This is a genomic window from Lysinibacillus sp. OL1 (assembly GCF_004332175.1).
Classification (GTDB): Bacteria; Bacillota; Bacilli; order Bacillales_A; family Planococcaceae; genus Lysinibacillus; species Lysinibacillus capsici.
Window position 1 is genome coordinate 123,767 of record NZ_SJDS01000006.1, and the last position, 24,374, is coordinate 148,140.

At 38.0% G+C, this 24,374-nt stretch carries 23 protein-coding genes; 15 read left to right on the forward strand and 8 right to left on the reverse strand.

Annotated elements, in window-relative coordinates; all coding sequences use genetic code 11:
* The first annotated feature begins 55 nt into the window (after positions 1-55).
* The 3 genes from EW028_RS12755 (at position 56) to EW028_RS12765 (ending at position 3,808) form a co-directional block, all read left to right on the forward strand.
* Positions 56-637, forward strand: a complete 582-nt coding sequence (locus tag EW028_RS12755; protein WP_131521138.1) for a LemA family protein — start codon at positions 56-58, stop codon at positions 635-637.
* Complete coding sequence (locus EW028_RS12760; RefSeq protein WP_131521139.1) at positions 637-1,386, forward strand: TPM domain-containing protein; 750 nt, start codon at positions 637-639, stop codon at positions 1,384-1,386. The genes EW028_RS12755 and EW028_RS12760 overlap by 1 nt, the downstream gene beginning before the upstream one ends.
* A 148-nt stretch (positions 1,387-1,534) precedes the next feature.
* Positions 1,535-3,808: a S9 family peptidase gene (locus EW028_RS12765; protein ID WP_131521140.1), complete on the forward strand. Its 2,274-nt coding sequence runs from the start codon at positions 1,535-1,537 to the stop codon at positions 3,806-3,808.
* A 54-nt stretch (positions 3,809-3,862) separates the two neighbouring features.
* Here EW028_RS12765 and EW028_RS12770 read toward each other — a convergent pair whose 3' ends face one another.
* Positions 3,863-5,233, reverse strand: coding sequence for an aminotransferase-like domain-containing protein (locus tag EW028_RS12770; protein WP_131521141.1), 1,371 nt, complete (start codon positions 5,231-5,233; stop codon positions 3,863-3,865).
* Between the two features lie 122 nt (positions 5,234-5,355).
* Between EW028_RS12770 and EW028_RS12775 the strand changes: the two genes are divergently transcribed.
* The 11 genes from EW028_RS12775 to EW028_RS12820 all read left to right on the forward strand — a co-directional run bounded on the left by EW028_RS12775 (position 5,356) and on the right by EW028_RS12820 (position 15,933).
* The gene (locus tag EW028_RS12775) at positions 5,356-6,273 is read left to right on the forward strand and encodes a DMT family transporter (RefSeq protein ID WP_131521142.1); all 918 of its coding nucleotides are present in this window, start codon (positions 5,356-5,358) and stop codon (positions 6,271-6,273) included.
* Positions 6,274-6,325: 52 nt separating this feature from the next.
* Entirely contained in the window at positions 6,326-6,559 is a 234-nt protein-coding gene (locus tag EW028_RS12780; RefSeq protein ID WP_054549560.1) for a glutaredoxin family protein, read from the forward strand.
* Positions 6,560-6,820: 261 nt separating this feature from the next.
* Entirely contained in the window at positions 6,821-6,943 is a 123-nt protein-coding gene (locus EW028_RS25875; RefSeq protein ID WP_004228055.1) for a hypothetical protein, read from the forward strand.
* 176 nt (positions 6,944-7,119) lie between these two features.
* Complete coding sequence (locus EW028_RS12785) at positions 7,120-8,172, forward strand: sugar-binding transcriptional regulator (RefSeq protein WP_131521143.1); 1,053 nt, start codon at positions 7,120-7,122, stop codon at positions 8,170-8,172.
* A 126-nt stretch (positions 8,173-8,298) separates the two neighbouring features.
* The gene (gene gap, locus EW028_RS12790; RefSeq protein WP_004228061.1) at positions 8,299-9,315 is read left to right on the forward strand and encodes a type I glyceraldehyde-3-phosphate dehydrogenase; all 1,017 of its coding nucleotides are present in this window, start codon (positions 8,299-8,301) and stop codon (positions 9,313-9,315) included.
* Positions 9,316-9,852: 537 nt separating this feature from the next.
* Positions 9,853-11,037, forward strand: coding sequence for a phosphoglycerate kinase (locus EW028_RS12795; RefSeq protein WP_131521144.1), 1,185 nt, complete (start codon positions 9,853-9,855; stop codon positions 11,035-11,037).
* 19 nt (positions 11,038-11,056) lie between these two features.
* Complete coding sequence (gene tpiA, locus EW028_RS12800; protein ID WP_048390882.1) at positions 11,057-11,818, forward strand: triose-phosphate isomerase; 762 nt, start codon at positions 11,057-11,059, stop codon at positions 11,816-11,818.
* Entirely contained in the window at positions 11,811-13,352 is a 1,542-nt protein-coding gene (gene gpmI / locus EW028_RS12805) for a 2,3-bisphosphoglycerate-independent phosphoglycerate mutase (RefSeq protein ID WP_131521145.1), read from the forward strand. The genes tpiA and gpmI overlap by 8 nt, the downstream gene beginning before the upstream one ends.
* 2 nt (positions 13,353-13,354) lie before the next feature.
* Positions 13,355-14,647, forward strand: coding sequence for a phosphopyruvate hydratase (gene eno / locus EW028_RS12810; RefSeq protein ID WP_004228070.1), 1,293 nt, complete (start codon positions 13,355-13,357; stop codon positions 14,645-14,647).
* Positions 14,648-14,801: 154 nt separating this feature from the next.
* Positions 14,802-15,065 (forward strand): site-specific integrase, encoded by a 264-nt coding sequence (locus EW028_RS12815; RefSeq protein ID WP_227744946.1) that lies wholly within the window; start codon positions 14,802-14,804, stop codon positions 15,063-15,065.
* Between the two features lie 340 nt (positions 15,066-15,405).
* Positions 15,406-15,933 carry a DUF6241 domain-containing protein gene (locus EW028_RS12820; RefSeq protein WP_131521146.1) on the forward strand — a complete coding sequence of 176 codons (528 nt, stop codon included), beginning with the start codon at positions 15,406-15,408 and terminating at the stop codon, positions 15,931-15,933.
* 300 nt (positions 15,934-16,233) lie between these two features.
* On the opposite strand, the gene dltD is transcribed toward EW028_RS12820, so the two are convergent.
* From dltD to EW028_RS12855, 7 genes are all read right to left on the reverse strand, one after another.
* A complete protein-coding gene (gene dltD / locus EW028_RS12825) occupies positions 16,234-17,409 on the reverse strand; it encodes a D-alanyl-lipoteichoic acid biosynthesis protein DltD (protein WP_131521147.1) in 1,176 nt (391 codons plus the stop codon).
* Positions 17,406-17,639 carry a D-alanine--poly(phosphoribitol) ligase subunit 2 gene (gene dltC, locus EW028_RS12830; RefSeq protein WP_016994756.1) on the reverse strand — a complete coding sequence of 78 codons (234 nt, stop codon included), beginning with the start codon at positions 17,637-17,639 and terminating at the stop codon, positions 17,406-17,408. Before dltC ends, dltD begins: the two co-directional genes overlap by 4 nt.
* 42 nt (positions 17,640-17,681) lie before the next feature.
* A complete protein-coding gene (gene dltB, locus EW028_RS12835; protein ID WP_131521148.1) occupies positions 17,682-18,845 on the reverse strand; it encodes a D-alanyl-lipoteichoic acid biosynthesis protein DltB in 1,164 nt (387 codons plus the stop codon).
* Complete coding sequence (gene dltA, locus EW028_RS12840) at positions 18,842-20,317, reverse strand: D-alanine--poly(phosphoribitol) ligase subunit DltA (protein WP_131521149.1); 1,476 nt, start codon at positions 20,315-20,317, stop codon at positions 18,842-18,844. The genes dltB and dltA overlap by 4 nt, the downstream gene beginning before the upstream one ends.
* 17 nt (positions 20,318-20,334) lie before the next feature.
* Positions 20,335-20,472: a teichoic acid D-Ala incorporation-associated protein DltX gene (locus EW028_RS12845; protein WP_004228095.1), complete on the reverse strand. Its 138-nt coding sequence runs from the start codon at positions 20,470-20,472 to the stop codon at positions 20,335-20,337.
* 280 nt (positions 20,473-20,752) lie between these two features.
* Positions 20,753-22,399, reverse strand: coding sequence for an alkaline phosphatase (locus tag EW028_RS12850; protein ID WP_131521150.1), 1,647 nt, complete (start codon positions 22,397-22,399; stop codon positions 20,753-20,755).
* Between the two features lie 148 nt (positions 22,400-22,547).
* Positions 22,548-23,795 carry a transglutaminase domain-containing protein gene (locus EW028_RS12855; RefSeq protein ID WP_131521151.1) on the reverse strand — a complete coding sequence of 416 codons (1,248 nt, stop codon included), beginning with the start codon at positions 23,793-23,795 and terminating at the stop codon, positions 22,548-22,550.
* Between the two features lie 206 nt (positions 23,796-24,001).
* Here EW028_RS12855 and secG point away from each other — a divergent pair, with 206 nt between their 5' ends.
* Positions 24,002-24,229, forward strand: coding sequence for a preprotein translocase subunit SecG (secG, locus tag EW028_RS12860; RefSeq protein ID WP_004228101.1), 228 nt, complete (start codon positions 24,002-24,004; stop codon positions 24,227-24,229).
* Positions 24,230-24,374: the final 145 nt, after the last annotated feature.

Consider the following 24,374-nt stretch of genomic DNA (forward strand, 5'->3'; position numbering starts at 1 on the left):
AAGGTAAAAATGTAGACTAAAGATAGAAGGAAAAGCAAGTCAAGGAGGATTAAAATTGAAAAAGTTACTTGGACCAATTGGAATAATTGTCATCATTTTTATTGTAATCGCCTTATTATTTATACCTAAATACAATAGTTTGGTGACAGCCGAGGAAAATGTTGATTCTAAATGGGCACAAGTTGAAAATCAGCTCCAACGTCGCTATGATTTGATTCCCAATCTAGTGGAATCTGTGAAAGGCTATGCGAATCATGAGCAAGAGGTGATAGCGAATATTACGGAGGCACGTGCACAAATGGGAAGTGCAAGCTCACCAGAGGAGCAAGCTGTTGCCAATGATGCTTTAACGGGCGCTCTTAGTCGTTTACTAGTAGTTGTAGAAAATTACCCAAACTTAAAGGCAGATGCAAATTTCCGCCAGTTAATGGATGAGCTAGCAGGTACCGAAAATCGTCTGGCAGTAGCACGTGAGGATTACAATAATGAGGTACAGCAATTCAATAAACATGTTAAACGTTTCCCGGGGAATTTAATGGCAGGGATGTTTGGCTTTGAACAAAAAGAATACTTTAAAGCCACAGCAGGAGCTGACAAAGCACCATCTATCGATTTTAGTCAATCAGGTACACATTAATGAAACGTTGCATTATACAGATGATCATCGTTTGTTCGGTGCTTCTTTTTTTCTCGAATCTAGCAGAAGCAACGATGCCATCACCGATGAAAAATACGTATATACATGACTTTGCCAATGTAATTTCTGCGAATGTCAAAGAAGAGATAAATCAATATTCTGAGCAGTTGGATCAAGGCACGGGTGCTGAAATCATGGTAGTCACAGTTGATAGTCTTCATGGACAAGAGCCGAAAATGTATGCGACAAAATTGATTCGGTCATGGGGCATTGGTGACAAGGAAAAAAATAACGGTGTCCTGATTTTAGCTACCTTAGGTCAAGGGGAAGGAAATAACGACGTTGTAATTGCCGTGGGTCAGGGATTAGAGGGAGCATTACCAGATGGTAAATTAGGACGCATTTTAGATAATGCATTTTATCCCTCAGCAAGTACTGGTAATTTAGATCAAGCTTTTCAAGCAACCTATTCTGAAGTTTTTCGCGCTGTTGCCCAAGAGTATAATTGGAGCGGTGATTTGCCAGCGCAAACAAAAGAAGAGGATGACATACCCACTTGGTTAATTATCCTAATCATTATCGTTGTTATTATTATCTATTCATTCTTTTCGAAGGGTGGCGGAGGTCCTCGCTCTGGAGGCTATGGCGGTTATCCAGGTAGTTTTGGTGGAGGACATTCGAGTAGAGGGGGCTTTGGCGGATTTGGTGGCGGATCTTCTGCTGGTGGGGGAGCAAGCAGGAAATTTTAATAGAGGTAATGGCGAACTATTCTATTTAGTTCGCTTTCATTTTGGCTGAATAAAAAAACTCTCAATTATTGACAATAATGCTAGAATTGCTATAATTTAAATATATCGACAATCGATATAACGTAAACTGATATAGGGAGGAATCATTTTGAAAAAAAGATTTTTATCTGCATCGTTAGCAATCATTTTAACAACCTCTGTGGTTATTCCTGCAACCATGCAAGATGTTCGTGCTGCCAATGAAACAAATAGCGGCGTAATAGCACAAGAAGAACGTGTATCAGCGCAGGAATTTTTGAATTTAGCTGTAACAACTTTAACATTCCAGCACGGCTCAGATTCAATGCGTCAACAAATTATTGATAAATGGGTAAAGGCTGGAGAATTCACAGATTTAAGTTTGACTATTAAACGTGAAGAAGTGGCTCGTATTTTAGTTAGAGCTTTAAATAAAGAAGAAAAAGAGACTTCACTTGCTGAGTATTTAGAGAAGGCCAATAAGATTGGTGTATTTAATGGTTTATTATTAAATTCAGAAGCAATTTCAAAACCAGATGCAGTAAAAATTTTAAACAATGCAAAACAAATAAAAAATGGTTCTAATCATGAAGGTGTAAAGGAAATTTCAGTTGAAGACTTTATGAAAAATCCTGGAAATTTCGGTTATGAACTTTCGCCAGATGGCAATTACATTACTTTTTCTTCTGCTTGGGAGAATAGATCCAATGTTTTCGTGAAAAAGATGAATGATGATAGTGAGCCTGTTCGTGTTTCGAATTCAAAAGATCGGGACGTTGCAGGATTTTTCTGGAAGGATAATGCTTTACTCTACGTAAAGGATAAAGGTGGAGATGAAAACTTCCATATTTATTCTACAACATTTAATGGCTCTGAGGAAAAAGATCTAACGCCATATCCAAACGTCACAGTTGGGATATTAAGTGGCCTACAAGGTGTTAAAGATGAAATACTTATCATGATGAATAAGGAAGATGCAACAGTTTTTGATGTCTACAAGTTGAATGTAAAGACTGGGGAAACAACTCACGTTGCAAAAAATCCGGGTAATATTACGAGCTGGCTAGCAGATCGCAATGGAAATGTACGAATTGCTGTAGCCTCAGATGGTGTGGAAGGAACGATTCTTTATCGAGATTCTGAAAAGGATGAATTCAAGCCATTTATTGAAATGGAAGCTGGAGATGAAGTAATGCCACTAGCTTTCTCAAAAGACAATCAATACATTTACGCTACATCTAACAAAGGTAGAGACAAAGTAGAAGTTGTGAAATACGACTTAAAAGGTAATGAAGAAGTAATTATGTCTAATGATCAGGTAGATGTTTCGGGTGTCTTATATAGTGCCGAACACGATAAATTGCTATATGGTGCATATATAACAGATAAAACACATTACCAATTCTTTGACGAGAACTTTGAAAAGCTTTTCCGTAAAATTCAAGGTAAGCTGAATGTGCATGAAAGTGAGCTTGGTATCAATGATTACAATAAAGAAATGACAAAATTTATTGTGAGTGTTTCAAGTGATACTGTCTATGGAAAATATTATTATTACGATTCTACGACAGATGAATTAACCGAGTTGGCCACTTTAAGCCCTTGGTTAAATCCGAATGAACTTGCCGAAATGCATCCAATTTCATATAAGAGCAGAGATGGTTTAACAATCAATGGCTATTTAACTTTACCGAAAAATAAAGAAGCGAAAGATCTCCCTCTTATTGTCAATCCTCATGGTGGGCCGTGGGCACGTGATATGTGGGGCTTCAATCCAGAAGTACAATTATTAGCTAATCGTGGCTATGCAGTGCTACAGGTGAATTTCCGTTCGTCAACTGGATATGGTAAAGAGTTCCTTCAAGCTGGTAATAAGCAATGGGGTCTGAAGATTCAAGATGACATCACTGATGGTGTCCAATGGGCAATTGACCAAGGCATTGCAGACCCTGATCGCATAGGTATTTATGGGGCATCCTTTGGTGGTTATGCAACATTAGCGGGTATTACGTATACACCTGATTTATATGCTGCTGCAGTTGATTATGTCGGGGTATCTAACATATTTACATTATTAAATACCATCCCTCCTTACTGGGAAACTATGCGTAACATGTTTTATGAGCGTGTAGGCCATCCAGAGAAAGACAAAGAATTGTTAACTGCTGTTTCTCCTGTTTTCCATGCAGATAAAATCAAAACACCATTATTTGTCGCTCAAGGAGCAAATGACCCACGTGTAAACAAAGCAGAATCCGATCAAATTGTGGAAGCCTTACGCGCTAGAGGTGTGGATGTAGAGTACATGCTAAAAGATAATGAAGGACATGGCTTTGCAAATGAAGAAAATAGAATTGAATTCTATAATGCCATGGTAAAATTCTTCGATAGTCATTTAAAATAATTTAAAACGAAAGGCATTGATGTGTAGCTTGCTCACAATCAATGCCTTTTTTTATTACAATAGGTGAATGGGATTTGGATAGCGCATTTTACGTTCAAATGATGAAATGCACAGTGCTAGTTGCTCGATACCAGTATAAATTAATGGTTCATCTACCTGAGAAATACTTAAACGAATAAGATTATCTTTTTTAAATTCTGGTAGATACATTCTAGCAGCGTCATCCATCAATATATTTTTTTCCTTTAATAAATGAACCACCTGCCTAGCACTTACATTATCAGGAAGAACAATGGAAAGATAAAAGCCTGATACTGGTTTCGTATAGTTAGTAGGGGGAGGAAGTAATGATTCACAAGCCTCCTGTAAAACGCTCATTTTTCTTACATAAAGCTCTTTAATCTTTTTAATATGACTATTAAACATACCGCTTTTTAAATAAATGTCTAAGGCACCCTGCGAGAGCACAGAGCTATTGAAATCAGCACTAAATTTATAACGTAGAAAATGATTTGTCATTATAGTGGGAAGGACGACTGTCGCTACTCTTAAACCCGGAAGAAATACCTTTGAAAAGCTTTTAATATAAATAACCCTGCCAGTGGGATTAAAAGAAAAAAACGGATCCGCTTTTTTATTAGGATCTAAATCTCCTAAAAAATCATCCTCCACAATATAAACATCATATTTTTCTGCTAATTTCACAATCTTTCTTTTTTCGTCATTTGTATAGCTATGACCAAGAGGATTATGGAATCTCGGCACAGTATAAAAAAACTTAATGTCATTATTGCGAAAAATATAGTCAAGTCGATCTAAATCAATGCCCTCCATTGTTAAATCAATCCCAAAAGTTGTAGCTTGTTGCAGATGGACAGATTCTATAAAACCAAAATAGGTAGGCTGTTCTATTAATATATTATTTTTACCATTCGGAAAAGGCATCGCCGCTAGTAAATGTAATGCTTGCTGTGAGCCCGAGACAACAAATAATCGATCAGGTTCAGTAAAGATCTGTAAGTTCTGCAGATACTTAGCCAATTGTACACGTAGTGAGTAAAGCCCTTGCTGATCACTATAACTAAATAATTCTTCTTTATATGTGTCAATAGCTTGATTGATGCAATGCTGAAATTCAATATAGGGCATAATGCTTTTGTCTGGGCCAGCTGATAAAAAATCAATAACTTGTTGGTTTGTAGTTGGTTGCTCTATGTTATTCACAACATAATAGCCACTTTTGGGTTTGGAAAAAATAAGATGCTCCTTTTCTAATTCATTATACGCTCTTATCACTGTATTTTTACTGCAGGAAAATTGCTCAGACAGTTGTCGAACGGAAGGTAGTTTACTGCCTGCAAGGAGCACACCATTAGCAAGCTGCTCTTTAATGTCCTCTACAACCTCTAAATATTTTGCAATCATCATCTTTCCTCCTTTATCTGTACCAGGACAGTTGGTAGAAAATTCTGTTTATTTTTGAGGTAGTGCCACTTACTATGGATTATACCAGGGACAGATGGAGAGGAAAATGGAAGGATGAGAACATGCAGGATAAAAGAAAAGAAAAAATAGGTTTGCTGTTAGGATTTGTGGGCGTAATTTGCTTTAGTCTAACGTTACCCGCAACAAGTACAGCTGTACCATATTTTGGAGCGACAATTGTAGGGTTGGGGAGAGCTGTCATTGCGGCGTTCATCGTCGCCATTGTTTTACTTGTAAGAAAAGAAAGACTACCGACTGCTAGACAATTTAAAAGCTTGATAATAGTATCTTTTGGGGCTGTATTAGGGTTTCCTTTACTTACATCTTGGGCAATGACAAGGTTACCAGTTTCTCACGGAGCGGTAGAATTAGCACTTTTACCTTTAGCGACTGCGGGCTTTGCTCTATTCAGAGCAGGTGAACGTCCCTCATTTAAGTTTTGGTTATCGAGTGTTATTGGGGCTATAGCCGTTATTATATATGCTAGCTTTTTAGGCTTAGGCCAATTACATATGGCAGATCTAGCATTATTAGCAGCAGTTGTAATATTAGGTCTTAGCTATGCAGAAGGAGGACAGTTAGCGAAGGAATTAGGGAGCTGGCAGGTGATTGCTTGGGCTATTTTGATGGCGGCTCCCTTTTTTATTGTCCCCGTCATTTCTAATTTTTCCTTGGAAATGCTACATGCCCCTCTTACAGCGTGGGTTAGCCTGTTATATTTAGCTGTTGTCAGTCAGTTTTTAGCATATGTTGCTTGGTATGGGGGAATGGCTTTAGGAGGTATTGCAAGAGTTAGTCAGATCCAATATTTACAGCCATTTTTAATGATTCTTTTTGCTACGCTATTTTTAAATGAATCCATCTCTTGGTTTACGATCGTCGTGGCAATGATTGTTGTGATTTCCGTCATTGTTGGCAAAAATACAACCATTACAAAGAAGGATGCTAATACAGCTCAAATAAACATCATCAAAGAATAGTAGCCATTTCTTCATTGCCACATCGTTTATAATAAAGGAGGAGGTGCTATCTATGAAAATTAAATTTTTTAGTCGGGCGAATTGTCCTTTATGTGTAGAAGGGCTACAGACATTAAAGCTTGTTCAGGAAGATGTTCTATTTGATATTGAAATAATTGATATAGAGCAGGATGATCGTATACATGAAAAATATATGCTAATGATTCCGGTTGTTGAAAAAGAGGGTGTCGTCATTCAGTATGGTCATTTAGATTATGCCACGTTAATGGAGCGATTAGGCAGTTAATCTACTGAAAGTATAAAGAGTTATTAACGGTATAAATGACTTTATTATTAGCTGTCATTCTCACAATTCACAAATTGTTCAATGAAAGCGGTTTGAATTTGAACAGTTTGTGAAGACCTTCACATTAGACTTTCTTTTCCTAAAAATCGGAGTAGAATAGGTATCAAGTAAGAAGTTGTTATAAAACAGTTTAGCGAATGTATCACAAATTTTAGTGGTTGTTATATTACAAAAATGAATGATGTGAAGGGAGATTTTACAATGTGGGTTATTACAGTATTTGAGAAAAAGGACGTTCGTATTTTTGAATTTACAAATAAAACTGAAGCAACAAAAGCTTTAGAAGGTTTTAAAAAGAACGCAATTTTATCTTTCACTAAATAAGTTCAACAAAGTCTTGTAGCTGTTTTTAGAGCTATGAGGCTTTTTTTTTATCTAGAACAATACAACTACTTGCACTTTAAAACAATGCATATTATAATAAAAGCATAAGTGGGACACAAAATAATTAAGTGGGTTAAAAATAAACCCACTACTATTAATTAGGGGAGTAGATAGATATGTTAACTGTTCCAGAGGCACAGCAAAGGCTACTTCCTGAAATGTATCCGCTTCTGCAAGCAAGATATCGAATATTGCAAGCCGTTCAACTCATGCAACCAATCGGACGACGTACACTAGCTGATTCACTGAAAATGACAGAAAGAGAAATACGCAAAGAAACTGATATTTTACGTGAACAAGGGTTATTAGATGCGCAAAAGTCGGGTATGGTATGTACAGATGATGGTGAAATAGTCATTGAAAAATTAAGAACCATCGTTTATGAATGGTCTGGTTTAACCCAGCTTGCAAAAGTGCTTGAAAGCCACTTTGGCATCCAACGTGTAGTCGTAGTTCCTGGTGATTACAATGAGGATCATACAATCCTAAGCATGCTAGGCAAAGAAGCAGCCTTGCAATTTATGTCGGCTGCTTTTGATGAGCAAGTTGTAGCTGTCACTGGTGGAAAATCTGTTGCCTCACTTGCGCAGTTTTTACATCCTTTAGACGGACAAAAGGATATCACTTTTGTAGCTGCACGCGGGGGGATTGGACATGAAATGCAAATGCAGGCCAATACACTTGTTGCAACATTTGCCATGCAAATGGAAACACAATACCGTACTTTATTTTTACCAGAGCATTTAAGTGAGCAAGCTTATCAAGCGATGCTAACAGAGCCTATGGTAACAGAAATGATGGCCTTCTATGATCAAGCAGATTGCGTCATTCATGGGATTGGCTCTGCAGAGGAAATGGCGATTCGTCGTAACTCATCTCCTGAGGATTTGCGAATTCTTGAGGAAAAAGGCGCTGTGAGTGAGGCTTTCGGCTATTATTTCAATGCAGACGGAGAAATAGTACATCGTATACGCACAATTGGTATCCAGCTTGAGCAGGTACAAAACAGTGAGCAGGTCATTGCAGTTGCAGCAGGAAAACAGAAGGTCAATGCAATGCTTTCTTATTTCAAAGTAGCACCTAAGCAAACCATATTTGTAACAGATGAAGCAGCGGCCAAAGCAATTGCTGCTAAAATATCTTCTATAGAAAATAAGCATCTTGAATGATGGCAAAGTTGTAAACATGTCACTCGATCTCAGAAAGTGCTTAAGCATTTTTTGAATGAGCATAAAGTAAATTTTGATGTCTCTATTCATAGAGACAGACATCACACATTATTGGAGGAATTAACAATGGCATTAAAATTAGCGATTAATGGATTTGGACGTATTGGACGTTTAGTATTTCGTGAGGCAATGAAGCATGATGAATTTGAAGTAGTAGCCGTAAACGACTTAACAGATGCTGGTCAGCTTGCGCACTTATTGAAATATGATTCAGTACACGGTATCTATGATGCTGAAGTCAATGCAGATGAAGATTCTTTCGTAGTAAATGGTCAACGTGTAAAAGTATATGCTGAAAAAGATCCTGCACAATTACCATGGGGTGAATTAGGCGTAGATGTAGTGCTTGAATGTACTGGTCGATTCCGTTCAATGGAAGAAGTAGGCAAGCATATTGAAGCAGGGGCGAAAAAAGCGATTCTATCGGCACCAGCAAAAGGCGCAATGCCTACATTTGTTATGGGTGTAAACCATGAGGATTATAACCCAGCAACTGATGATGTGATCTCCAATGCTTCTTGTACAACTAACTGTCTAGCACCAGTAGCTAAAGTGCTTGATGAGAAATTTGGCATTGAACGTGGTATGATGACAACAATTCACTCTTATACAAATGACCAACGAATTCTAGACTTCCCACACTCTGACCCTCGTCGTGCACGAGCTGGAGCGGTATCTATGATTCCAACAACAACAGGTGCAGCAGTAGCTGTATCAAAAGTATTGCCACAATTAAAAGGTAAGCTAGATGGTTTCTCTATGCGTGTGCCAACACCTAACGTATCATGTGTTGACTTAGTTGTAGAGCTAAAAGCAGATGTATCGAAAGAAACGATTAATGCAGCATTAAAAGAAGCTTCTGAAAATGAATTAAAAGGCATTTTAGATTACAATGAGCTACCATTAGTATCAATTGATTATAACGGTAACCATTATTCTTCTACGGTAGATGGCCTTTCAACAATGGTGTTAGAAAACAAAATGGTGAAGGTTTTAGCTTGGTATGATAACGAAATTGGTTACTCTACTCGCTTAATGGACCTAGCTTTATACATTGCTGAACAAGGCTTAAACCATAAATAAGTATCATATTTCGACATTTTGAGTAAAAAGTGTGACATATTACTGCTTTTTATGCACAAAAAGTATAGCCTTTATAATATCGAATAGATATAATATACAAGGGTATTGGGAGTAAGGGATAACCCTTACTCCTTTTTTTCTAGATTCAGCAGAAAACGCCCACCTCTATAGGTGGTGAGATGAACACACAAATTACTCTCTTGATTCATTAGTGTCCAATCACCGACTGAAACAAGAAGATAAAAGCCTCAGCGAATGTCACAGATTTTGAAGAGGAGCAAGTTCGAAAAAAATCTGGAGGCAATTACGCAGTGGCGTAATTGATACATGTTGATGCAAGACATCGCAGTTAACTTTTGCTACTATAAAAACAAGTATTAGGGTTCATTATCAAAAGTTGGAGAATCCTACTTACACGAGATAGTGATGCTGAAAAAGTACCAAAATGACTTTTCAATTTAGTAAGCATGGTGTAGAGCCAAGATGGGTAAAACACAAGAGTGTAAGACTAAAACGAACTTTGAAGGGAGTTTCTTCATGTTAAATAAGAAAACAATGAAAGATATTGATGTTAAGAGTCAACGCGTTTTTGTACGTGTAGATTTTAATGTACCAATGGCAGACGGTGCTATTACAGATGAGACGCGTATTCGTGCAGCTATTCCTACAATTGAGTATTTAGTAGAACAGGGTGCTAAAGTTATTCTAGCTTCTCACTTAGGTCGTCCAAAAGGTGAAGTAAAAGAAGATATGCGTTTAACAGCTGTTGGCATTCGCTTAGCAGAATTAATGGGCAAGCCTGTTACGAAGCTTGATGAATCCATTGGGCAAGCAGTGGAAGAAGCCGTTGCAAACATGCAAGATGGAGACATTCTACTGCTTGAAAACGTACGCTTCCATGCTGGCGAAGAGAAAAATGATCCAACATTAGCACAGCAATTTGCTCAGCTAGCAGATATTTATGTTAATGATGCTTTTGGTGCAGCCCACAGAGCCCATGCTTCTACAGAAGGAATTGCTAAGCATATTCCAGCTGTATCTGGATTCTTAATGCAAAAGGAATTAGATGTACTTGGTAAGGCATTGTCTAACCCTGAGCATCCGTTTACAGCCATTATTGGTGGTGCCAAAGTAAAAGATAAAATTGGTGTTATTGAAAGCCTCTTAGAAAAAGTAGATCACTTAATTATCGGTGGTGGTTTATCCTTTACCTTTATTAAGGCACAAGGCCACGATATCGGTAAATCATTGCTAGAGGAAGATAAAATTGAGCTAGCAAAATCCTTTATTGAGAAGGCAAAAGCAAAAGGTGTGCAATTACATATGCCAGTCGACGCTGTTGTGGCAAATGAATTTTCACAGGATGCTGAAACACAAATCGTTGATGTAGATGCTATTCCCGCTGATTGGATGGGCCTAGATGTTGGACCTAAAACGGCTGCAAACTATGCAGAAGTTATCAAAAACTCTAAATTAATCATTTGGAATGGACCAATGGGTGTCTTTGAAATGGACAAATTTGCAAACGGCACAAAAACAGTTGCTGATGCAATGGCAACAACAGCTGGCTACACAGTAATCGGTGGCGGTGATTCAGCTGCAGCAGTTGAAAAATTTGAAGTAGCAGATAAGATGGATCACATTTCTACAGGTGGTGGTGCTTCCTTAGAATTAATGGAAGGCAAAGAGCTTCCAGGGATTGTAGCACTAAACGATAAATAAGCTAATCGGAGGCAAAATGATGCGTAAACCAATTATTGCAGGTAACTGGAAAATGTTTAAAACATTTGAAGAGGCTATTCAGTTTGTAGATGCTGTACAAGAAAAACTTCCTTCCAATGACAAAGTAGATGCTGTTATTTGCGCACCAGCTCTTTACCTACCTACACTTGTACAAGTTGCTAGTGAGTCAGAGCTGGCAATTGGTGCACAAACTATGCACTATGAAAATGAAGGTGCTTTTACGGGTGAAATTAGTCCAGCGCAGCTAGCAAGTGTGGATGTTGACTATGTCATTTTAGGACACTCTGAACGTCGCGAATACTACAATGAAACAGATGAAGCGATTAATAAGAAGGTAGCTGCAGCACTTGCACATACTATCGTACCTATTATTTGCTGTGGCGAAACACTCGAAGAACGTGAAGCAGGCACAACAGAGCAAAAAGTGGCAGGCCAAATTAAAGCGGCACTTGCTGGGTTTGAAGCACAGCAAGTAGAGCATATGGTCATTGCGTATGAACCGATTTGGGCGATTGGTACTGGTAAAACGGCTACGGCAGACGATGCAAATCAAGTATGCGGAGCGATTCGAGCAGTAGTAGAAGAGCTATATAATGCTGAAACTGCGAATGCTGTGCGTATTCAATATGGTGGCAGTGTTAAGCCTGATAACATTCAGGAGCTTTTATCGAAAGAACATATTGATGGTGCTTTAGTTGGTGGAGCAAGCTTACAACCAGAATCTTATTTAACATTATTGGAGGCGGCAGCAAATGCCTAAAAAGCCAGTAGCATTAATTATTTTAGATGGCTTTGCATTTCGAGATGAAACATTCGGGAATGCAGTAGCACAGGCCAATAAGCCTAATTTTGATCGATATTGGCATCAATTTCCTCATGCGACATTAACAGCAGCGGGAGAAGCCGTTGGATTACCTGAAGGACAGATGGGGAATTCTGAGGTGGGGCACTTAAATATCGGTGCAGGACGTATCGTCTATCAAAGCTTAACACGCTTAAATAAATCTATTCGTGATGGAGATTTCTTCACGAATCAAGCCTTTTTAGATGCAGTAGCACATGTGAAAGCTCATCAGTCAAAGCTACATGTTATGGGCTTATTATCAGACGGTGGTGTTCATAGTCATTATGAGCATATGTTTGCACTATTAAAGCTAGCTAAACAGCAGGGATTAGAGGAAGTTTATGTACATGGCTTCTTAGATGGTCGTGATGTTGGTCCAACAACAGCATTAGACTATATCGAAGAAACGGAAAAGCAAATGGCTGAAATAGGCATAGGGCAATTTGCTTCCATACATGGACGTTACTACGCTATGGATCGTGACAAGCGTTGGGATCGTGTTGCACTTACGTATAATGTATTGGTAGATGGTGTTGGCCAAGCAGCAGAGAGTGCTAAAAGTGGTGTAGCAGCATCCTATGAGCGTGAAGTAACCGATGAATTTGTCATCCCATTTAGCATTCAAGAGCATGGTGAGCCAGTAGCAACAATTGGCGATCATGATGCAGTGATTTTCTTTAACTTCCGTCCCGATCGTGCCATTCAGCTGTCAACAGTTTTTACAAATGAAGCATTCGATGGCTTTGCTATATCTGCAAATCATCCAAAGAATTTAAAATTTGTGTCCTTCACCCACTATAGTGATGAAGTCAACGCACAGGTTGCTTATGAAAATGACAACTTGAAAAATACAATTGGTGAAGTATTAGCGACGAATGGGAAAACACAGTTGCGGATTGCGGAAACTGAAAAATATCCACATGTTACATTCTTTATGAGTGGTGGACGTGAGGAAAAATTCCCTGGTGAGGAACGTATTTTAATTGCTTCTCCAAAGGTGGCGACATACGATTTAAAACCTGAAATGTCTGCCTATGAGGTGACAGAAGCCTTACTTGCAGAAATTGCGGCTGAAAAATTTGATGGCATTATTCTTAACTTTGCCAACCCTGATATGGTTGGTCATAGTGGAATGCTGGAGCCAACAATTAAAGCCATTGAAGCAGTAGATGAATGCTTAGGGAAAGTAGTAGACGCACTCCTTGCAAAAGGTGGCGCAGCTATTATTACAGCTGACCATGGCAACTCTGATGAAGTGTTAACTTTAGCAGGTGAGCCAATGACAGCTCATACAACAAATCCTGTTCCAGTAATTGTGACAAAATCAAATATAATGTTAAGAAATGGTGGTATTTTAGCCGATTTAGCGCCAACCATGTTAGAATTATTAGAGGTGTCACAGCCTACTGAAATGACAGGACAATCATTAATTGAAAAAGAGGAGAATTAATTATGCCATTTATTACACAAGTTTATGCGCGCGAAGTTTTAGACTCACGTGGGAACCCAACAGTAGAGGTTGAAGTATTTACAGAATCAGGCGCATTTGGCCGCGCAATCGTACCATCAGGTGCATCAACAGGTGAATACGAAGCGGTAGAATTACGCGATGGTGACAAATCTCGTTACCTAGGCAAAGGTGTATTAAAAGCAGTTGAAAATGTAAACACAATTATTGCGGAAGAATTAGAAGGTAACTATTCTGTTCTTGATCAAGTAGTCATCGACAAAGCTTTAATCGAGCTAGATGGCACAGAAAACAAAGGCAAGCTTGGTGCCAACGCAATTCTAGGTGTATCCATGGCAGTTGCACATGCTGCGGCAGATTATTTAGATGTACCTCTTTATCAATATCTTGGTGGGTTCAATTCTAAGCAATTACCAGTACCAATGATGAACATCCTAAACGGTGGTGCTCACGCAGATAACAATGTTGACATTCAGGAATTCATGGTTATGCCTGTTGGTGCAGAATCATTCCGTCATGCATTACGTATTGGCGCGGAGATTTTCCATAGCCTAAAAGCTGTTCTAAAAGCAAAAGGCTACAACACAGCAGTAGGTGATGAAGGTGGTTTCGCACCAAACCTTGGCTCTAACGAAGAAGCAATTACAGTGATCTTAGAAGCGATTGAAAAAGCAGGCTACAAACCAGGTGACGAAGTGAAACTTGCAATGGACGTAGCATCCTCTGAACTATTCAATAAAGAAGATGGCAAATACCACTTAGATGGTGAAGGTGTTGTCAAAACTTCTGAAGAAATGGTGGATTGGTACGAAGAGTTAACAAATAAATACCCAATCATTTCAATTGAAGATGGCTTAGATGAAAACGACTGGGCTGGACACAAGCTATTAACAGACCGTATCGGCAAACGCGTACAATTAGTAGGTGATGACCTATTTGTAACAAATACGAAAAAGTTATCAGCAGGTATTGAGCAAGGTGTAGGCAATGCAATCCTGATCAAAGTAAACCAAATCGGTACGTTAACTGAAACATTTGAAGCAATCGAAATGGCCAAACGTGCAGGCTACACAGCGGTTATTTCTCACCGTTCTGGTGAATCAGAAGATGCGACAATTGCTGATATCGCTGTTGCAACAAATGCTGGTCAAATTAAAACAGGTGCTCCATCACGTACAGACCGTGTAGCTAAATACAACCAACTTCTTCGCATCGAAGATCAACTTGGTTCAACAGCAGAGTATCTTGGTTTAAATTCATTCTATAACTTAAAATAAGTATTTGATTAAAGAGAAAATAGGCAATACGAATGTATTGTTTCAACCTCTGATTTATAAGTGTGAGAAACACTTGTAGATTGGAGGTTTTTTCGTGCTTATTAAAGATTTGTTGAAAGAATTTACACTCGAATTACAGATTAAAAATTAGTCAATCAGAACAACAGAAACTTATAACTACAATACAACTCACTTCATTCAATATCTGGACGAGTTTCATAAGATGAATGAAATGGAAGACATTTCTACAGTTCAAGTAAAAAAATATATGCAACATCAATTAAAAATTGGTAAAAAGGCGACTTACATTAAGGCTGTAATTAAATCGTTGAGGTCGTTTTACACGTATTTGGTGGCGGAAGAATATGTCACATTAAACATCATGGCACGCGCCGAATCGTTGTGTGATGAAAGGTAGGCACATTATCGTAACATTATTCAGACCATTGGAGGGAGTCGCAAAACAAAAACGTTATGTACCTTGCAAAATGCTAGATACCTCAGCAGAGGTACTCTCCTCTATAGAGAGCACCTGTGACGGATTAACGCATACAAAATTGTATTAGGTGTATTTAAATATAGAACGCAATTTTGCATTGGTTAACATGCTGTATACAAAGTATATACCATTATCTACGAACAGTGTTCGTACTATAGTCATTGAACACTCTGTTATTATTATCCTAATTACATAATATAAACCAATACATAATTACATAATGATATAATGATATAAATTACAATGAGGAGTTAATAACATGAAGAGAAAAACAAAATCTGCAATTGTTATCATTGCAATATTGATAATTTTTGGAGGGATTTTTGGTTACATTAAATCCACCGAACAAATGGAAAAAACTGTTACCAAAAAAGAAAGAGCCACTATTGTTGTTGACGGAGTAGCGCTTGAAGATAAAAAAGTTACAAAAGAAGAATTGCTTTATCCTGACAATTTAATGGAAAGCAAAGTAAATGAAACTATCCATAGCATGTCTCACCAAAAAGTGAAAGCTGCTTCTCAATGGGGTCGTGAGCGAATAACACAAGAAAAAGTTGACCGATTGTTAACTGTAGTTAAAATGAACGATTATAAATATAAAGATCTTTACATTTCAATATTAGAAAGATGGTCGAAAGGTGACTTTTCAAACGCCGTTGACGACCATAACAAAATTTGGGAATTGCAAGGTGGCGATGACACAACAAATTCAGGAAGAGCAACTCGTTTATTATCGCCCGAGGAAGAAGAGCAGTATATTGAACAATTTTACACAGATGAAAAATAGGTGAATTTTTAAATTGTATGCAAAGTTTTCTGTTTGTTACCATTAATATTTATTACACAAAATCCACCAATTACTAGGATACAAAAACATTATCGGTGGAGGGTTTTATTTATGAACGAAGAAAGAAGCGGCACGAGCAGGCCAATACGGTGCAGGTTTCAACATCGTAGCACAAGAGGTAAGAATGCTTTTTAGTGTGACAGCTATAGCAAGATAAGTGAACAAATGCCGCTTTACATAAAAGGCGTCTTACGATAATAAGAAAGGACAGTCTACTATATTAGACTGTCCTGACTATTATTATGGCTGAGCCCAATGCTGATCTAGTTCATGATCGAGATAGACCCAGCCCTTCCAGGCAAGATGAATTGTATCCATTATAAAATAAGGATCATATTCATGATCTGAAAAATCAACATAAGCAACCCTTGAATCCTGTAATACTTGCTCCATTTTATCGTAATACTTTTGACGACGATCCTCAGGATAGCCATTATAATCATACCAATAGCCATTAACTGGAATGGAGACGAATAGTGGCTTCGCACCTGCATCCTTTAAAACATCTATCACGAGTTGGAAATCCTCATATTCAGGAGAGTTTGTATAATCCTCTTTTTTTCGTATATCTTTAAACGTTGAAAATTTAGCATTTACAAGTCGTTGATAGGCGCGATCTTCAATCATATAGTCATTGGATACACGCTTCTCCCCATATGCCTCTGCATGCTGCAATTGTTGCTCAAAGCTTTGATTGGCAATGAGCTTGTCATTACTTTTTAATGCATGACCTTTACGTGGGAAAAGGGAATAATATAAGTCCTTCTTTTCTAGTAACTCCTTGTGGAAACGCCCCGCGACCATAGCCATACGTCCAGTAATTGGTTTTTCCTTGCCGTTAGACATTTGATATTGATACATGGTCTTTAAGAGGCGATCTCGTTTGACAGTATCAAATTCTAGTAGGCGCTCCATTGCTCTTTTACGAAGGTTGGCATCCATTTCCTGATTAAAGGCTAAATCATAAGCATGTAACATGGAATAATTCGGTGAAAAGTGAAATTCACCCATGCCCTTCTCTGTAAACCACTGCGGGGAGATGATAAAGACCACTTTTTTATCCTTTAAATTCTTTTCTTGTGCTGCAAAATTCAAGAAGTGGGTAATGGACTGCATGCCTCCACGCCCAATCATAAATGTCGAATACGGAGCATCAGTTGCTCGCGTATAATTGTATGGATGGAACGGATCAAAACGGTTTAATTCCGAGGAGCCATAAAGTGGCATGGAATTAGGCTCCTGCAACATGCGCTCCTGTAAATAGGTGCCCTGAAATACAAGTGGAGACATGTTCGTTTTGGCTTGCTCCACATCCTCATTGGATATCCATGCTTTAATCCAAGCATTAGGAAAAAAGACAAAGCCAGTAAAAAGAGCACATGCAATAAATAAAGAAAGAAAGCCTTTTTTGATCATTGTCTTTCAGCTAATTTCCCTGCAATTCGATTAGGCGTATTCCATTCTTCACGATTGAAATCAGTAATAGGGACAGAAATATTAAAACGATTTTCAATTTCGACTAGTAAATTAATTGTTCCAAACGAATCTAGTAAACCTTCTTCAAATAAATCAATATCTGGGTTTTCTACAATAATTTCATCTTCACATAACTCGACTAGCATTTCTAAAACTTGTTGTTGATCCATTAATAATTCTCCTTTAGTGAACAGGCTCTTACAGCCCTTTGTTTAAAATAATGTGCCAGAAAAAATATAGAAGCCGAAGCATACAGCATGAAACGTAATAATTACGCCAATAGCATGCGTCCATTTATTTTTTGGCCAACGCTTATGCTTTTTATTCCAGCGTTCAAATTTATCAAAGCTGATAATCAATAGGGCATGATAGAGTCCATAGACCACAAAGTGCCATTCCAGACCATGCCAAATACCCATTAAAAAGAATAGTAAAAAGAAGCCTATATACGAAATAGCAAATTTATTTTTTAGCCATTTTTTCTTTGTCATCCAAAGGACAAAGCGCATATAGACATAATCCCTAAACCAGAAGGAAAGGCTCATATGCCAACGATTCCAAAAATCTTTAATATTACGGCTGGCGAATGGGCGATTAAAGTTAATTGGTGTTTGGATACCCATTAGTCTGCTCACACCAACAGCAAATGCACTATAGCCAGCAAAATCAAAGAATAAGTAAAAGCTATACATATACATATACGCTAGCTGCCCCTGAAAAGGTGTCAAATAGTTATACGTATGGTTAGGCAAATAAATAAGCGTGTAGTTGTAAATTAAATAAGCCAAAATAAACTTATATAAAAAGCCGACAAAAATATAATTAATGCCACTCAATAGCAGCTTTTGGTAATCTCCCGAGGAAGGTACGGTATGAAAATCCTTTGTAAAACGACGCCAACGATCAATAGGTCCCGATGATACGGTAGGAAAGAATAATAAGAAATAGACTAGCTCTACTACAGAAATTTTCTCTTTCATCAAGCCATCACGGGTTTCTAAAATCATTTGTACCGCTTTAAACGTAATGTAGGACACACCAAGGAAGCCAAATACATGATGTAACCCGAGAATTGGCAAAACCTTCACAAGAATCAGGGGTAATATGGATAAAAGCACTGCTATTATAAAAATGGTACCGCTATTTTGCTGAAGTCGGTAACGCTGATAAGCCACAATAAGTACAACCTGAAAGACAGTAAATAGTACGAGCGAGATCGTCCCGTTTAATGAATGTCCGAAGATTAATGCTAAGACAATGACCGATACAAAAAGATTATAACGTTTCGAAGATTTGCCTCGTAACCCTAAGAGGATGGTAGGTAATAATAAAAGTCCGATGATCACAAAAAATGCTATATTTCCATAAGGCGTCATACTGTCTCCATAACCGCCAATCCTTTACGATCTACCTTACCATTTGGATTTAGTGGTAAAGCGTCCATATATTTAAATGTTTTCGGTATCATATAGGCAGGTAAGTACGCCGATAAAAGAGCCTTTAATTGCTTTGTTGTTTTAAAAGCAGCGTCTGTTAATGGCTCACGTAAAACAATATGGGCACTAAGAGAAATGATTTCCTTCTCTTTATAAACAGGTACAACAACACAGCTTGAAACAGGTGGCAGGTTACTGATTTGTTTTTCAATCTCTTCAATCTCAAGACGGTAGCCATGTAATTTCACTTGGAAATCCTTACGACCTGAAAAGAACAAATAACCATCCTGCTCATAGCCTATATCACCCGTTTGATAGATGCGATCGCCATTAACGATCGGAAAAGCTTTAGCTGTTAATTTAGGCGCTCCCAAATACCCGGCACTAACGGTTGGCCCTGAAATAATAATTTCTCCATCCTCGGCTACAGATACGTTTGGCTCCGTTATAGGGGCAATCGGTAATTGTTCGAAGCGTGCTACTAGCTCTTTCGACACCTTTACATAGGATACAGCGACGGTTGTTTCCGTAGGACCATATAAATTATAAATTGTTGCCTGTGGAAAACGGAACATCAACTCGTTACATACCGCTATCGGTAAAACCTCTCCGCAAAATAAAAAAGTATCCAACCTAGGCATGAGTTTTTGATCCCATTCTTTGTTCATCAAACACATCTTGGCAAAGGAAGGTGTAGAAGTCCATACACGAGTATTTGACGTCGCTAAAGAATCAAACAAGGCTTTTGGATTAGCAATTTCTTGCTGTGTAATCGCATAAAGCGTGTGTCCACCTACAAGAGCTGGGTAGAGATCCATAACAGATAAATCAAAGGAATAAGGTGCTTGATTTAAAAATACGCCGTCTTGCTGTAAAGGGAAGTGTTCCTGCATCCACCTAACAAAGTGTGTTAGATTACTAGCTGTTATTTGTACCCCTTTTGGTTGACCTGTTGAACCAGAAGTGTAAATAATATAATGGATATCCTCATCTCGAACCCATGTTGCGGATGATAGGATCACGTCCTTTGAGGAGGCATCCAGAATATCATGCACTGCCATAACTGGCAGGTTCAACGGCATCTGTAATAGCTCTGTTGTCAATACTAAACCTGCTCCAGAAGCTTCTGTAATGAGCTGTAATCTTTCGGATGGTGTTGACGAATCAACAGGTACATATGGATGGCCAGCCTTTACAGCTCCGATAAACGCAACAATTTGTAGGGGGGACATATGTCCATAAATGACTATAGGTTGTTGTCTCCGCAACTTAAGCTTCATTAAATAATCGGCAAGACGATCTGATAAATGCCAAAGCTCACTATAAGTTAAGGAGGCATTGTGTGTCTGATAAGCAGTTTTTTGTGGCTGCTGGAGGGCCACACGTTCAATAGCTGCCAAAATACTTAACATATTTTAATCTCCTTTATTTAAAATTCCGTATATATAAATGGTCCAGCGTTCATATCATGGAAGCCATGTATAAGAAACAGCAGTACCAAAACAATCAAATAAAACAGCGTGAAGCCAATGAAGCGTAAATACTCATTATTCTTGATGGATTGCATTTGTCCACCTCCAATGAAAAAAAGTATAGGATTAAACTTTCAAAAAAATAGTAATTTACTAGTTAAAAATCCTTACCTTATGTTTTTAACACTGATTTGACGGAATGTGGAGAAAAATGTTGCTGAATTAAGATGAATTCAGTAAATCATAAGATTAATTTAAGGTAAATTTAAGGTTTTGGGGGGATATGTAGAGTTTACAAATTATTGGCTGGTTTACTTATGTAAAAAAAGCACGAACATAAGGGAATAATCTCAACTTATGTTCGTGCTATTATTTTTATTTCACTTCATTAATAACTTTTTTAGATACATAAAATTCAGAGCCATTGTAGACATTGATTGTATCAAATGTATGAGTCTTTGCCGTGTTTGAGGAAGTTTGTTCATACGTCATCGTGTTTTTATTGACTGGAATTTTCACTGTGATATCTGCTTTTTGTGCAATAAATGTTGGGTTTTCTTTATCCGATAAGTCAATTTTTGTTGTAAATCCTTTTTCCGTAAATGCCTTCGTTGCAGGCACATATAAATCATTTGTTAATGTGTTTAAGTCAAAGCCCATAAAGCGTGCCATTGTATGGGCTAAATCAGTGTTTTCTACTAATCCTGTCAATTTAGAAGGACCAAATGAATATAAGAATACATCTTCCCCCGTATGACCACCTGTTGTATAACCAATGTTTGCACGATTGGCTAGCATTTTTACCATTTCATTGCCTAAGTCTTTAGCAGACTGTAATGTTTTAAGCTCGTCCTCCGTTAATGAATCTAAGCCATAAAGAGCAGCGACCTCAACTAAATTAGAGCGATCTTCTTTTAGTTGGCTTAAAGCTCCTTCAATGGTCATTGTAGCTTTTTTTAACGGGTCGATGTAGGCAGAAACTGGAATGCTGGAATAGGTACTAGTAGTGTTAGCGTTCCCCATCGTAATGCCACTATTTCCATGATCAGTTACTGCGATGACTAAAGTATTACCATCTTCCTTCGCAAAATCAACCGCTTCTTTCACTGCATCATCGAATGATAAAATATCGCTAATGATACCAATAGTATCATTGGCATGTGCAGCCCAGTCAACCTTACTACCTTCTACAAAGAGGAAGAAGCCATCCTCATCCTTTTTCAGCGTATTGATTGCTTTATTTGTCATTTCAGCAAGTGTAGGCTCAGATGCTCTTGTTTTAGCACGATCTAAATCATAAGCAAGTGCACTTGGCGCAAAGCTTCCCCAAATTTTTGAGGATTGACTGTTAAATAGCTCATCGCGCGTTTTAACGAGATCATAATTTTTTTCATTCAAAACCTTGATTAAATCCTCGCCATCTTGACGAGCATTTTTCGATGTGCCTGGTGATAGTGATTCCAGACCACCGCCTAAGACAACATCAATATTTTGATAAACCTGCTGCTCTGCTATATCCCCATATTGACTTCTATTGTTGACATGGGCAGAAAAACCAGCAGGTGTAGCATGTTGAATTTCGGAAGTAGAAATTAATCCAGTGGCCATACCTTGCTGCTTAGCTCCTTCTAGCACATTGGCTACAGGTCGGAAGGCATCTTCCTTAGCGATTTGGGCTAATCCAGGGGAGTTGATCACAGAGGGCAGCACACCTATATATTTATCGTTCGATTTATGCCCAGTTGCTAATGCTGTCGCAGCTGGTGCAGAATCAGTAATGGCAGATTCAGCAGAATATGTGCGCATAGCACCCGATAAAATTTCATCCATTGCTAGGCTTTCACCTTTATACCAGCGAGAAAGAGTGACAGCATTATTACTGCTACCATCCATCACAAGCATAATGACATTCGTCGGTTTCTTTACTTCGGCTGCATGTACCTCTTGCTGTGGGATACTAACTGCGGATAAAGTCACTGCACTTGCTAAGAACAATGAAGTCCATTTTTTTGCGTATTTCATGATTTTCCTCCTTTAGGTGAATTCAATTGTAAGTGTAAAGGAATGGTGTAAAGCTAGCGTTAAAGGTTTGTTAATGGAATATGGTAATTATGTAAATATTGGGGAAGGAAAGAATCTGTGTAAAAGTCACACAGATTCTTTTGGGGCATTATAAATTTTCCTGATGTTGTGCGCCATCAATTGTTTCATAATATAAAATGTCTTCTTCAATGTACAAGTTGAGGACTTCATCTTCAAGCAAGACTTCTTCCGAACCGTCCTGGACATTTATTTTTGTTAAATAACCAGCATTGTCATAGTCACTGCAATAAATGGAATCATCATAAGTAGCTAAATAATAGCATGCCGTTTCTGTAATTTGATTGTTTTCATTTGTGTCTAAATTATAAGAATAGACCATATTATCATTGATACTATTATAATAAATCACATCGTCCACAGTATTGGCATACCACATATCATGCATAAAATCATAATTGTTATTTGTAGCAGTAAAATAATTTTCATTTACCCATAAATGATCTTGTCTTAGTTTTTCATCACTGACTAAAAAGTATTCATAGGAAATCGCATAAGGCTCCGCTGAATCCACGTCATTCCACGTTGTATCAAGATGATACCAATTGCCATCGATACTGACTAAATTCCAAGCATGCAGCTGATCCTCACTATAGCCATATACGTATTTCGCTTCTACATCTGAAGCTAATAGTAGGCGATAAGCTAGTAGAGCATAGGCTTGACATACCGCAGTTTCCTCGTCTATCAGCTCAAAAACCGTCTGTCCCTCAGTAGAGCCTTGTTCTGTATAAGTGGCTAACTGTACGACCGTATCATTAATGATTTTAGCACGTTCAAAATCTGTCATATCTGTCGTAATATACTGGTCAGCAAAAGCCTCTACATATTGATCGACCTTTTGCTCCTTTTTGGCATCTGTTAAGTAATCAATCGACAACTCTACCAAATAGCCATTATCTATTTCCCAAGCCGTCCATTCATAAGTAAGAAAATAACCAGCTGTATAGGGATCGACGAAGGAAAGCAGGCTATTTAAGTCATTCAGCTGCACCTCAAAATCTTCGAAGTTTAGCTTCCCAGTATAAGGGACTTCAAAGTGCTGTTCAAACTTTGCTACTTGTTTTTCAACTTTTTTAGTGAATTGTAGTAAGGCAGGATCATCCTTAAATAATGAGGTTGAGAAAAGATCATTAGGTGAAAAAGAGGCAGATAGCGCTTTACTTTCTGGTTTCTTCATATCATTCTCTGTATCTTCTGCTAAGGTTGTAGTTGTTACATCCTCTTCCTCAAGAAGTAGGTCAATGGCCTTTGAGCATGCCGTAAGAAAGGGAATCATGCAGCATAGTACTAGCAGCGCTGTTATTTTTTTATTCATTTTCCCACCCTCCAAAAAAAGTTCATTTTTGCCATTATAATTTAATTTATTGGGAGTGACATCCACAAATAGTAGCATAAGTCGACAAGGGTGGAAGTATGAGGCGGAGAATTTCCAGCAAAACATAAAGCGAAGTTTGTCATCACAACCTTTTTTTGTTATAATGTAGTCTGTTGTGATGTTTCAAAGTTCGGGAGGTGCAGTGAATGCATACAGTAGTATTAGTTTCATTAGTTATCGTATCATTGGCGTTAATCGTTGTGGTATTACTTCAATCTAGTAAAAGTGCAGGCTTATCAGGTGCCATCTCGGGTGGAGCTGAGCAACTATTTGGAAAGCAAAAAGCACGTGGTATGGATTTAATCCTTCACCGTGCAACAATTGTGTTAGCTATAGTGTTCTTTTTATTAGCAATCGCTATTACAAAAATCTAATAGTTGAAGATATATCGCCTAACCGAATTGGTTGGGCGTTTTCTTTTATCATAGTTAAATGGTAATTTCCCTCTCAGTAGTAAAAAATGAATTGTAACACAATAACCAATGTCATCTGCTAGGCATCATCGAGATGACGAGAATG